This is a genomic window from Acinetobacter sp. TTH0-4, assembly GCF_015602665.1.
GTDB lineage: Bacteria > Pseudomonadota > Gammaproteobacteria > Pseudomonadales > Moraxellaceae > Acinetobacter > Acinetobacter albensis.
Genome location: NZ_CP059079.1, coordinates 1,683,539 through 1,695,449 on the forward strand (window position 1 = coordinate 1,683,539; position 11,911 = coordinate 1,695,449).

Below are 11,911 nucleotides of genomic sequence, written 5' to 3' on the forward strand. Positions count from 1 at the left end.
TTTAGTCATATATTTAGCCAAACTATACTATTATTTCAATGCATCATATGCGTAACAAAATAATTCAACTCTAGTAATTTAAGAAATGTGTGCATATTTTTGCTATAATTGCAAATGATTTCATTTTTTCATTATTGACTCAATACGCCATATGCAACAAATAGTTCAATTAGATCCTTTAGCTCGTGATATTCCACACACAAAGCGTGGCCATGAACGATGCCTATCACTTTTACTCAGTGCCAATGAATTATTTTTAGAACGTGGTTATGATGCAGTTTCCTTAGATGATATCGTGCATCATGCGGGTGGCTCTAAAGCATCAATTTACAAGTTTTTTGGCAATAAAGAAGGCTTATTTACTGCCATTTGTGACTATCGTCGTGAACAATTTTTTAAAAATATTTGTGTTCCTTTTGAACAAGATAAACATAATTTAAAAACTTATCTCATTCGTACTTTATTAAATTTTCATCAACATTTATTACAACCAGAAAATACGGCATTTATGCGCTTAGTATTGGAGCGTACGCAACGAAGTTCGGAACTAGCCCTCTACATTCACGAACAAGGACCAAAACATATTCAATCTGCAATTGCCTGTGCGTTAAAAAAAGCGCATAGCAATGGAGTAATAAAGTGTGAAAATCCAATTTATTCTGCACAATTTTATTTCGGGATTTTACGAGATTTAGAATGGCGTATATTAATTGGACTTCCTATTGAGGAAGATGAACAAGAAACCATCACATACTTAAGTTATTGTGTCGATCGCTTTTTAGAAGGTCATCAAAAAGATTAGTTTTTTGCAATTTCCTCTGGTTATAGTATATTGGTCGATTCCCTTTTCACTTAACCAACCGACAATTCATTGTTGTTTTCGTTTTTATTTAACAATAATTGTGGAGTAATCATGGCTCTCCGTCACTTTCTGACCTTACGCGATTTATCGACTTTAGAACTTAACCAAATTTTACAGCGCGCAATTGAACTGAAGCGCAAGCAACATAACAATGAGGTATTCCAACCTTTTGTCGGTAAAGTCTTGGGCATGATTTTCGAAAAATCGAGTACCCGTACACGTGTTTCGTTTGAAGCAGGTATGAGCCAATTCGGTGGTAGTGCAATTTTCTTATCTTCTCGTGATACCCAATTGGGGCGTGGCGAACCGATTGAAGATTCTGCGCGTGTTATTTCAAGTATGCTTGATATTATTATGATTCGTACTTTTGGTCATGACATCGTAGAACGTTTTGCTTCTTATTCTACAGTGCCTATTATTAATGCTTTAACTGATGATCATCACCCTTGCCAGCTTTTGGCTGACATGCAAACTTTTCTAGAACATCGCGGTTCTATTGAAGGAAAAACAGTGGCATGGATTGGTGATGGTAACAATATGTGTAACTCCTATATTGAAGCTGCGCACATGTGGGGCTTTAACTTAAAAATTGCCACACCTAAAGGTTATGAACCTCAGCAAAAATTCTTGTCTGAATTTGCTCATTGTGTGGAATTATTTGATTCGGCAGAAGATGCAGCGGTAAATGCTGACCTCATCGTGACTGATGTTTGGGCAAGTATGGGACAAGAGGAAGAACAAAAAATTCGTGAAGCTGCATTTGCCGATTTTCAAGTGAATGAGAAATTAATGAGTTTGGCGCATCCTGATTGTTTATTTATGCACTGTTTGCCAGCACATCGTGGTGAAGAAATTTCAGAAAATATGCTAGATCATAAAAATGCTGTCGTTTGGGATGAAGCAGAAAACCGCCTACATGCACAAAAAGCTTTAGTTGAATTTCTGTTAAATCAAAATTTAAATAAAAATTAGAATATTTATTTTATTCAATAAAATTAAGCACCTTTTGGTGCTTTTTTATATTTAAGTTTAAAATAAGATTTAACGAACTAAACCCTGTGGTTGTAAAATAATAAGCAGTGCGCCGAGTATCACCACTATGCCGCCCAGCAAATCCCAACGTGTTAAACTGACTTGATCAACGTAACGAAGCCAGAGTAACGCAGTAAAAATATAGATTCCTCCATATGCTGCATAAATTCGTCCTGAAGCAGCAGGATGCAAAGTCAGCAACCAAACAAAAATCAATAGACTTAAGGCTGCAGGAATCCATAACCAATGAGACTTCCCTTGATTTAAAATTAAATAAGGAAAGTAACATCCTAAAATTTCAGCAATTGCGGTAATCAAAAAAAGAAAAAAGGTAGTGATGACTCTGGTAATTTGAATATCCATAAATTTTAATTCACCCAGCAATCTGGACCTTTGATCTTTAAGCAAAACTCATAAATTTTCAATATAAAAAAACCCGTACGGACACGGGTTGTTTTTTATATAGTCTTAAGCAGGTTCAGCGGTCTGATCTTCAAATACTTCCAATTTCAAACCAGTCGCTTTACCATTTTCTTTCTTCACGGAAACTGCGACATTGCCACCATGTTCCGCAAGCTCACCAAATAAAATCATTTCTGCAAGCGGTTTTTTCAAATGTTCTTGGATCAGACGTTGCATTGGTCGAGCACCCATTAAACGATCGTAACCCTGCTCAACCATCCATTCACGCGCATTTTGATCAACTTCAAGAATGACTTTCTTATCATCCAGCTGCGCTTGCAATTCAGTCAAGAATTTATCTACCACATTTTCAATTACTGTGGTTGGTAAGGCATTGAATTGAATTACACCATCTAGACGGTTACGGAATTCAGGTGAGAATGCTTTTTTCATTGCATCTTTATTGTCTAGACTATTATCTTGCTCCATAAAACCAATACTCGTGCGTGAAATACTTTCAGCGCCAATATTCGTGGTTAGAACAAGAATCACATTACGGAAATCTGATTTACGCCCATTATTATCAGTTAATGCCCCGTGATCCATAATCTGCAAGAGCAAATTAAATACATCAGGGTGCGCTTTTTCAATTTCATCTAATAATAATACACAATGCGGATTCTTATGAATTGCATCGGTGAGTAAACCACCTTGATCAAAACCAACATATCCTGGAGGTGCACCAATTAAGCGTGAAACAGCATGACGTTCCATATACTCAGACATATCAAAACGAACCAGTTCAACGCCCATCAATTTGGCCAATTGTTTGGTGACTTCAGTTTTACCCACTCCTGTAGGACCTGCAAACACAAAACTACCGACAGGTTTATCCGGTGATTTTAAACCTGCACGTGACAGCTTGATTGCAGAACCGAGTGCTTCGATGGCATTGTCTTGTCCAAATACCACACGTTTGAGATCGCGTTCAAGATTACTTAATACAGTTTTATCATCTTTAGATACTGTTTTCGGTGGAATACGGGCAATTTTGGATATAATATCTTCAATATTTTCAACGGTAATCAGGGTATTTTCTTGTTCAGCTTTTAAACGACGCTGCGCACCTGCTTCATCAATCACGTCAATCGCCTTATCAGGCAAGAATCGATCATTGATAAATTTCGATGATAATTCAACGGCTGCAATCAAAGACTGATCGTCATATTGTACATGGTGAAAATCCTCAAACTTAGATTTTAAACCGCGTAAAATATCAATTGTTTCAGAAATAGATGGCTCATTGACATCAATTTTTTGGAAACGACGTGACAATGCATGGTCTTTTTCAAAGACTTGGCGATATTCTTGAAATGTGGTTGAACCGATGCAACGCAATGAACCATTCGATAAAGCGGGTTTAATTAAGTTTGAGGCATCCATTGTGCTGCCCATACTTGAACCAGCACCAATAATCATGTGAATTTCATCAATAAATAAAATCGCTTCTGGTTTCTTTTTTAAAGCATTAAGAAGCTGTTTCAGACGTTTTTCGAAATCACCACGATATTTTGTACCTGCCACCAGTGCACCAATATCCAAGCTATAGACTTCAGCATTGGCGAGTGGTTTAGGTGCTTTAGCATTGACAATCAGCCAAGCCAAACCTTCCGCAATCGAAGTTTTACCCACGCCAGGATCACCGACCAATAATGGATTATTTTTACGGCGACGACATAGAATTTGTGCTGCGCGTTCAATTTCTTTTTCACGCCCAATGAGTGGATCAGTTTTGCCTTTTTGCGCTTCGACGTTTAAATTGGTCGTATATAAATCGAGCGGACCTGAATTTGAAGAACTTGATGTTTCACCATCTAACTCTTCCACTTCTTCTTCGGCCTGTACTTCTTCTTTGCGAGTACCATGAGATAAATATTGAGTCAACGTTAAACGATTAATTTGATGACGCTTAAGCAAGTAAACGGCAAAAGAATCACGTTCAGAATACATCGCGACCAATATATCAGCACCTTCAACGGTACGATCACCACCACTTGACTGAACATGAAAAATCGCACGTTGTAAAATACGATCAAAACTTTCAGTCGGATGAGGAGCCTGCTCACTGTGTTCACCCAGTTTAGGGGTATGCTGTTCAACGTATTCTTCAAGTTCTTTACGAAGCGCAACGATGTCTGCACCACACGCCTTTAGCGCGTTTACAGCAGAATCATTATCAAGTAAAGCCAACAATAAATGTTCAACCGTGAGAAACTCATGTCTCTTTTGACGAGCCATGCTTACAGCCAAACGTAAAGATACTTCTAATTGACGACTGAGCATGTAATCCCCTTAATCTTTTGGCTCAATCTGACAAAGTAATGGATGACCTTGAGACCGAGCATAATTATTAACTTGGTTCGCTTTCGTTTCCGCAATGTCTCGTGGATAAACGCCTGCAATACCTTTTCCTTCATAATGTACAGTTAGCATTACTTGAGTGGCTTGGTCAAGATTCAAAGCAAAGTATTGTTGTAAAATTTCAATTACAAAGTCCATTGGGGTGTAATCGTCGTTCATCAGAACCACAACATACAGCGGTGGACGTTTTAATTGTGGTTGCGCAGTTTGAACAGCCAGATCTCCTTGCTCGTCCCCATGCGTTTCATCGCTTAAGCGCGGATGAATATGCCAATCGACATACCCAGTTTGCTGAAAAGAATTTTTGATGTCGTTTAAACAATGTTGACGTTTATTCATTGGCATATAATTTAAAGTTCACACTATTGTGCATTGGCTTCTGCTTGAGGAATTTCAGAAATGAATGCGGATTGACTTTCTATAGGTTTCCCACGCCCCCAACTGAAACGCTTAATCACGGGGGTTGCTGTTCCCGTTAAACGAACTTCAATAAATTGCGGACTAAAGCCTTTAGGCATAGTCCAACGTCCAGTTAAACGTTCAAAATCCTGAAAATTAAAATTCTTATCTTCCAGTGGAATTTCTAAAACTTCAGTACCTTGGATTAAACGTAACTCGACACCTCCAGATGTACTACGTTTATTTGGACTCACTTGAACCAAATCAAGCTGATACTCATAAGCATTTTCAGGTAAAGGTTTAATTCCAATATTTTGAATGGTTAAGCTTAATCCACCTCGTTGACGCAGAACCTCACGGTAAATAGCACTTAGCCCCTCAGACTGAACTTTGTCTTCTTTGGCCTGATTGAGCACAGTAAATAAATCATTGGAATTACTTACTGCTACATCACGTTCTTGTACAGCTAGATTCAATGTTTTATTTAAAGTTTCGAGTCTGGTTTTTTGCTGTTTAACCACTTCAACCAATTGCTCAGCATCCGCCTCAAAGCCTACAGCGGTTAAACCCTGTCGATGTCCTACTGAATAGCCCATAAAGCCACTTCCTACCACTAAAATGGCAGCACCAATCGCAAGCGGCAAATTACCTTTTAAAAACGGCTTTTTATTGACCTGCGTCGGTTGTGACGGGGTATTTGATTCGGTATTCAACATCGTCATCTCTTATTTTGATTTATTCAAAACACATATTTAAATCTAAATCCAAATATGTGTGAAGTCTAAAATAGTTTTTTATGGTAATAAACCAATACCTTCTAATCCAGAAGTCTCAGTTAAGCCAAACATCAGATTCATATTTTGTACGGCTTGACCTGCTGCGCCCTTAACCAAATTATCTTGTACAGATAAGACAACTAACTTTTTCGGCTGAGGTTTGTACAATGCAATTCGAAGTTGGTTTGCACCACGAACTGAACGTGTCTCAGGTGAACTGTTCACGGGCATCACATCAACAAAGGCTTCATCTGCATAAAATTGTTCATAAAGAGCTTGCAAATCGGCTGCATCGCCTGCATCTGTCAAATCAACATAGATTGTACTCAACATGCCGCGAATCATCGGAACCAAATGTGGCACAAATACAATATAATCAAACACACCTTTTTGACCGGATATATTTTCCAATGCTTCCACAATTTCAGGATGATGACGATGTCCACCAACTGAATATGCCTTAAAATTATCTGCATTTTCCGAATAGCTCATCTCTAAGCTGGCTTTTCTTCCCGCCCCTGAAACCCCTGATTTTGCATCAATAATAATGCTTTCAGGTTTTATCAATGCATCACTGTTTTTGAATAGTGGTGCCAAACCCAATTGTACTGTTGTTGGATAGCAACCTGGGTTACCAATCACGTTGGCTTGTTTGATGTTTTCACGATTCAGTTCTGATAAACCATAAACAGAATCTTTCAAGATTTCTGGACAAGCATGTGGCATGCCATACCATTTTTCAAATTGCGCTAAGTTTTGTAAACGAAAATCAGCTGCAAGGTCTATTACTTTGGTATTTGATGCAAGTAGTTCTGCTGCATGATTCATGGCAACACCGTGTGGCGTTGCAAAGAAAACTACGTCACATTTTTTTAATTCATCGATATTTAAATCTGAATATTGAAGATCGGTATGTCCACGCAAACTTGGGAACATATCATCTACACGGCGACCATTTTCAGTACGCGATGTTAATACACTAACTTGTACATTTGGGTGTCGTAGCAAAAGACGCAACAATTCTACGCCTGTATAACCTGTACCACCGACAATACCAACTGTAATCACGCCCATTACCTCACATCAAAATTTTTTATTTCGTAATCACATAGTATGACAGGAAGCTGAATTTTTCTAAACTATTTCACTAAGGATTGCTTGTTTTTTTATTAGTTTAACCAGACCCAAACATAAATCTATTGAGTATGCTTAGCATATTTTGGACGGAGTTCTTATTTTATAACTTACATCTCATAAATAAAAATCCCGATAAAACTAGGCAAACAATTGCATTGTGATGCTGAGAAAATCCAACGACAGCAAATAATAACTCTAGTTTACTCAGCCTATTTATTCACTCTATCCGCCTAATGAATCCACCAATAAGGTAATGGCGTATTTTTTAATATTTTTCGATGCTGTAAATAATGCTGATCATACTTTGCCACTTCTGCCCAAAAATGCGGACCATGATCAAAATACTTGGTATGTGCCAACTCATGTACACACACATAACGAGCGATATGCTTTGGAAATAATACCAAACCACTGTTCAACATAATGTCATGCTTAGATGTACAACTTCCCCATCTGGTTTTAGGTTGACGAATCGCACATTTTGCAAAATTCAGATTAGATTCTTGGCTTATCTCTTCCAAGTAAAGTGGAAGATGATCCTTTGCATAAGCAATCACGAAGTTTTTTAAATATTGCTTAGGCTGCCGGTCACTGATAAGCAGCTGTAAATTTTGATCATCAAAGATAAAATTAGGCTGCTGCGTTTGATAAATAATAGTAACTGAATTTTGTAAATTAAAAAGTTGCAACGTATTCGGTAAAGTCCAATCTTGTTTTTTGATATTCTGTTGCTGCTGATGCCATGTTTTTAACAACCATTGTTCAGATAACTGAATAAAACTTTGAATTTGTCCTGGTGTACAAAAAACAGGAGCCGTAAGACGTATTTTATTAGGCTCAACGCGTAAACGTAAATGCTTAGAGCGCACATTTCGAGTGATTTCAATTTCTGGCAAGTCTGGAAAATTCATTATTCTTGTTCTTCTATTCAAATTTACTAACCCTCCTCCTACAAAAGGAGGATTAGTTAGCATGATTTAAACCGCAGTACGTTCTTCAATACCATTATTGGTAGCAACAATTGCTACATCAGCTTGATGAATCGCGAAAATGCCGTTACACACGACACCAGGAATATCATTCAAGGTTTTTTCAAGCTCAAGCGCATTTAAAATATTAAAGTTATATACATCTAAAATCACGTTGCCGTTATCGGTAACCACACCTTCACGATACACTGGGTCACCACCAAGTGAAACGATTTTACGTGCTACTGCGGAACGCGCCATTGGAATCACTTCTACTGGCAGCGGAAAATCACGCCCCAACTGATCAACCCATTTAGAATCATCTACGATACATACAAATTTTTTCGCAATCGATGCAACAATTTTTTCGCGTGTTAAAGCAGCCCCACCACCTTTGATCATATGCATATGACGATCAATCTCATCTGCGCCATCGATATACGCATCTAAACCACCAACATGGTTCATATCGACCACTTCTATACCCAATTTTTTAAGACGCTGTGCAGTGGCTTCAGAGCTTGCTACAGCCGCCTCCAACTGTAACTCAGGTAATAAATCAATCAGGAAGTTAACAGTGCTTCCCGTACCTACCCCCAAAATTCCACCCTTTGGCAAATGCTTTAATGCAGCTTTCGCGGCAGCTTGTTTCTTTTCATCTTGGGTCGCATACAGACTCATAACTTGGCTCAACTATTTTTGACATTTCTTGCTGATTAAACAGCCCAAATGCACAGGGGTTTGTTACAATAATTGCCTATTTTAAACTGTTAGATGGAAAATTAACATGCTGTCTCGTTTGGTTCGACAAATATTACAAGCAACTGTCTACGATGTTGCAATCGAAACTCCACTCGAAGCGGCACCACGAATTAGTGAAAAACTTAAAAACAACATTCGTTTTAAACGCGAAGATTTACAACCTGTCTTTTCTTTCAAACTACGCGGTGCATATAACCGTATTAGTCAGTTACCAAAATCACAATTAGAACGTGGTGTAATAACTGCGTCTGCTGGTAATCATGCACAAGGCGTAGCACTTTCTGGTCAAAAATTAGAGATTCGCGCCATTATTGTGATGCCTAAAACCACACCTGACATTAAAGTTCAGGCGGTAAAACGTTTAGGCGGTGAAGTCGTATTACACGGTGACTCTTTCGATGTTGCCAATAAATATGCGATTCAACGTGCTAAAGAAGAAGGCATGACTTTCATTCCGCCTTATGACGATGAATTGGTCATGGCTGGCCAAGGCACGATTGCCAATGAAATTTTGCGCCAATGGCGTGATGTTGAATATGTATTCGTTGCCGTAGGTGGTGGTGGCTTAATTGCAGGCGTTGCTGCTTACTTGGGCGATGTCGCGCCACATGTCAAAATCATTCCTGTGGAATATGAAGAATCCGCATGCTTAAAGGCAGCTTTTGAAGCCAATGAACGTGTGATTCTTCCACAAGTCGGCTTATTTGCCGATGGTACGGCGGTGGCACAAATTGGTGAAAAACCTTTTGATGTGATTCGTCTGCAAAAATCGGATAATTCAGGTCCAATTGTTGAACGCGATGTAGTTCTGGTCAATACAGATGAAATCTGCACAGCCATTAAAGATACTTATGATGAATGCCGCAGCATTGTTGAACCCTCAGGTGCTATGGCACTGGCAGGAATTAAAAAATACGTCGAACAACATGGTCTAGAAAACAAGAACATGGTCTCGATTGTATGTGGTGCCAACATGAACTTTGATCGTCTACGTTATATTGCCGAACGTACCGAACTCGGCGAACAAAAAGAAGCGATTTTTGCAGTCACTATTCCTGAAGAAAACGGTTCATTTTTAAAATTCTGCCGTGCGCTACAAGGACGTAATATTACCGAGTTTAATTATCGTGCTAGCAGTTCAAGTGCCGCACAAGTATTTGTTGGTATCAGCTTAAAAGGTGGCGAACCCGAACGTCATGATATCCATGAAATGCTTAAAGTTCAGTATGATGTGGATGATTTATCTGATGATGAAGTAGCCAAATTACATATTCGTTATTTAATTGGCGGTCATGCTGATCTTGAAAATGAACGTTTATTCCGTGTCGAATTCCCAGAACGTCCAGGCGCATTATTAACCTTCCTCGAACGTCTTGGGCCTACACATAATATTACCTTGTTCCACTATCGTAATCATGGTGCAGCAGAAGGTCGTGTTTTGGTCGGCTTAGAAGCCTCTGATGCCAAACAAAATCCAGATGGCTTAATTGAAACGCTAGAAAGTATTACTTATCCTTATGCAGAAATAACCAACAATCTTGGCTATCAACGTTTTTTAAAATAATCCTTTAAACAAAGAGCCATATATGGCTCTTTGTTTATTTTCAAATCGCTATTTAAGTCGATCTTAAACAATCTGATTTTGTATAATGTTCAATACAAATTCCTTCATTTTTAAATTGCTTGCTGAATGACTTACAAAATTTATGAATTTTAACATCCTGATTAGGAACCGCCATCCAGTACGTGGCATCTGCATAAATTAACAACAACTCAAAATTATGATGCTGTAATACTGTATCAATTTCTTCAAAAACCAGATCAAAAATTTGATCATTGATGTTGTAATATTTTCCAATCGTATCTTTATGTTTTTCGTAATGTGCATTGAGAGGCATGACTCGATCCTCAATGCGTTGCTGTATGTCTTCAAAATTTAATTTTAAGGTTTTTAACACTGCGCAACGCTGCAACTGATTGTCTAATGGACTTTTAAAAAACACTGACATCAAATGACTTCCCTTTTCACTCTCAGCTAAAATCCACGTGAGAAATTGCTAAAAATTCTGTCGATGTTTTTTCTTAGGTATGCCTTGTTGCGCGAGAATAGGAAACCAATCTTGTAATATTTTAAAAATCTTTTTATCGTCCATTTTAGTTCTTCTATGGTTATTTTTTAGACTTGGTGATAACAATAAAATCTTCTGAAGATGCTATATGGTATTTTTGAATGTTTGATGACGATCACCGTTTCATTTGTGTCTATTGTAATATTGAATACAAAATCTTTTTTTAGACTGCTACATATTTTCAAATCAAAGCGACGCTTTTTATATAAAAAATAAAGGTTTTAATTGGCTGTATATTTTATTTTTCCATCTAAAATAAACTCTTGTTATATATAATTTTGTAAGCTCGACACACGTGTGAAGTAGAACATTATAAAATGATTTGCTACTTAGACTTTCCATATATAAAAACCAATAAGAGGTATTTTGAATGGCTCAATTTGCAGTAATTGGTTTAGGCAGTTTTGGAGCAACGATTGCCACAGAGCTTGTAGGTTTAAATCATGATGTGATTGGTATTGATATCAATAAAAAATTTGTTGAAAACATTGCTGAGCAAATTACCCATGCCGTCATTGCAGATGCGACTGATGACCATGTTTTAAATGAACTGAATATTCAAAATTGTGAAGCAGTCGTGGTTGCGATTGGTGAAGATATTGAAGCCAGTATTTTATGCGTACTACATCTTAAAAATATGGGTGTAGAAAAAATCTGGGCAAAAGCCAAATCCAAAGCCCACCATATGATTTTGACTCATCTGGGCATTAGCAAAATTATTCATCCAGAAGAAGATATGGGCGTTCGGATTGCACAATCCTTGAGTTATCCCATGGTCAGCCGTTATATGGTTTTAGAAGATAACCATTTTCTGGTCAAAGTAGAAATTAAAGAAAAGCTTCACGGGGAACGCTTTAACCATCTCATGAATCATGCACCAGAAATTAAAACCTTACTGCATAAACGGGGCAAAGAAATTTTATATAGTATTGATCCAAATTTAATTTTACAAATGGGTGATGTATTGGTGGTTGAGGGAGAACTTGAACCCTTACGTAAACTCTCAGCACGGTTTAAATAACA

At 37.8% G+C, this 11,911-nt stretch carries 12 protein-coding genes; 4 read left to right on the forward strand and 8 right to left on the reverse strand.

Annotated elements, in window-relative coordinates; all coding sequences use genetic code 11:
• The first annotated feature begins 151 nt into the window (after positions 1-151).
• Together H0S58_RS07855 and argF are read left to right on the forward strand one after the other, a co-directional pair.
• Positions 152-802 (forward strand): TetR/AcrR family transcriptional regulator, encoded by a 651-nt coding sequence (locus H0S58_RS07855; protein WP_195726219.1) that lies wholly within the window; start codon positions 152-154, stop codon positions 800-802.
• Between the two features lie 111 nt (positions 803-913).
• Positions 914-1,834 carry an ornithine carbamoyltransferase gene (gene argF / locus H0S58_RS07860; RefSeq protein WP_053580187.1) on the forward strand — a complete coding sequence of 307 codons (921 nt, stop codon included), beginning with the start codon at positions 914-916 and terminating at the stop codon, positions 1,832-1,834.
• A 69-nt stretch (positions 1,835-1,903) separates the two neighbouring features.
• Here argF and H0S58_RS07865 read toward each other — a convergent pair whose 3' ends face one another.
• The 7 genes from H0S58_RS07865 to rpiA form a co-directional block, all read right to left on the reverse strand.
• The gene (locus H0S58_RS07865; protein WP_195726220.1) at positions 1,904-2,257 is read right to left on the reverse strand and encodes a YnfA family protein; all 354 of its coding nucleotides are present in this window, start codon (positions 2,255-2,257) and stop codon (positions 1,904-1,906) included.
• Between the two features lie 105 nt (positions 2,258-2,362).
• Entirely contained in the window at positions 2,363-4,639 is a 2,277-nt protein-coding gene (clpA, locus tag H0S58_RS07870) for an ATP-dependent Clp protease ATP-binding subunit ClpA (protein WP_092720770.1), read from the reverse strand.
• 9 nt (positions 4,640-4,648) lie between these two features.
• The gene (clpS, locus tag H0S58_RS07875) at positions 4,649-5,062 is read right to left on the reverse strand and encodes an ATP-dependent Clp protease adapter ClpS (protein ID WP_053580185.1); all 414 of its coding nucleotides are present in this window, start codon (positions 5,060-5,062) and stop codon (positions 4,649-4,651) included.
• A gap of 17 nt (positions 5,063-5,079) precedes the next feature.
• Complete coding sequence (locus tag H0S58_RS07880) at positions 5,080-5,832, reverse strand: DUF6776 family protein (protein WP_092720771.1); 753 nt, start codon at positions 5,830-5,832, stop codon at positions 5,080-5,082.
• Positions 5,833-5,910: 78 nt separating this feature from the next.
• Positions 5,911-6,966 (reverse strand): N-acetyl-gamma-glutamyl-phosphate reductase, encoded by a 1,056-nt coding sequence (gene argC / locus H0S58_RS07885; RefSeq protein ID WP_195726221.1) that lies wholly within the window; start codon positions 6,964-6,966, stop codon positions 5,911-5,913.
• Between the two features lie 293 nt (positions 6,967-7,259).
• Positions 7,260-7,940, reverse strand: a complete 681-nt coding sequence (locus tag H0S58_RS07890) for a M48 family metallopeptidase (RefSeq protein WP_195726222.1) — start codon at positions 7,938-7,940, stop codon at positions 7,260-7,262.
• 66 nt (positions 7,941-8,006) lie between these two features.
• On the reverse strand, positions 8,007-8,678 hold the full coding sequence (gene rpiA, locus H0S58_RS07895; protein ID WP_195726223.1) for a ribose-5-phosphate isomerase RpiA: 672 nt from the start codon (positions 8,676-8,678) through the stop codon (positions 8,007-8,009).
• 106 nt (positions 8,679-8,784) lie between these two features.
• On the opposite strand from rpiA, the gene ilvA reads away from it, so the two are divergent.
• Positions 8,785-10,323 (forward strand): threonine ammonia-lyase, biosynthetic, encoded by a 1,539-nt coding sequence (gene ilvA, locus H0S58_RS07900; protein WP_195726224.1) that lies wholly within the window; start codon positions 8,785-8,787, stop codon positions 10,321-10,323.
• 52 nt (positions 10,324-10,375) lie between these two features.
• Here the strand turns inward: ilvA and H0S58_RS07905 are convergent, their stop codons facing one another.
• Entirely contained in the window at positions 10,376-10,768 is a 393-nt protein-coding gene (locus H0S58_RS07905; RefSeq protein WP_227592226.1) for a hypothetical protein, read from the reverse strand.
• Positions 10,769-11,258: 490 nt separating this feature from the next.
• Here H0S58_RS07905 and H0S58_RS07910 point away from each other — a divergent pair, with 490 nt between their 5' ends.
• Positions 11,259-11,909 carry a potassium channel family protein gene (locus H0S58_RS07910; RefSeq protein WP_053580179.1) on the forward strand — a complete coding sequence of 217 codons (651 nt, stop codon included), beginning with the start codon at positions 11,259-11,261 and terminating at the stop codon, positions 11,907-11,909.
• Positions 11,910-11,911: the final 2 nt, after the last annotated feature.

Excerpts from the sequence above, each read along its gene's own strand:
- clpS (WP_053580185.1), bottom strand. The coding sequence starts at position 5,062 with ATGCCAATGAATAAACGTCAACATTGTTTAAACGACATCAAAAATTCT.
- ilvA (WP_195726224.1), top strand. The coding sequence starts at position 8,785 with ATGCTGTCTCGTTTGGTTCGACAAATATTACAAGCAACTGTCTACGAT.
- H0S58_RS07880 (WP_092720771.1), bottom strand. The coding sequence starts at position 5,832 with ATGTTGAATACCGAATCAAATACCCCGTCACAACCGACGCAGGTCAAT.
- H0S58_RS07865 (WP_195726220.1), bottom strand. The coding sequence starts at position 2,257 with ATGGATATTCAAATTACCAGAGTCATCACTACCTTTTTTCTTTTTTTG.
- H0S58_RS07910 (WP_053580179.1), top strand. The coding sequence starts at position 11,259 with ATGGCTCAATTTGCAGTAATTGGTTTAGGCAGTTTTGGAGCAACGATT.
- argF (WP_053580187.1), top strand. The coding sequence starts at position 914 with ATGGCTCTCCGTCACTTTCTGACCTTACGCGATTTATCGACTTTAGAA.
- rpiA (WP_195726223.1), bottom strand. The coding sequence starts at position 8,678 with ATGAGTCTGTATGCGACCCAAGATGAAAAGAAACAAGCTGCCGCGAAA.
- H0S58_RS07855 (WP_195726219.1), top strand. The coding sequence starts at position 152 with ATGCAACAAATAGTTCAATTAGATCCTTTAGCTCGTGATATTCCACAC.
- clpA (WP_092720770.1), bottom strand. The coding sequence starts at position 4,639 with ATGCTCAGTCGTCAATTAGAAGTATCTTTACGTTTGGCTGTAAGCATG.
- H0S58_RS07890 (WP_195726222.1), bottom strand. The coding sequence starts at position 7,940 with ATGAATTTTCCAGACTTGCCAGAAATTGAAATCACTCGAAATGTGCGC.
- H0S58_RS07905 (WP_227592226.1), bottom strand. The coding sequence starts at position 10,768 with ATGTCAGTGTTTTTTAAAAGTCCATTAGACAATCAGTTGCAGCGTTGC.
- argC (WP_195726221.1), bottom strand. The coding sequence starts at position 6,966 with ATGGGCGTGATTACAGTTGGTATTGTCGGTGGTACAGGTTATACAGGC.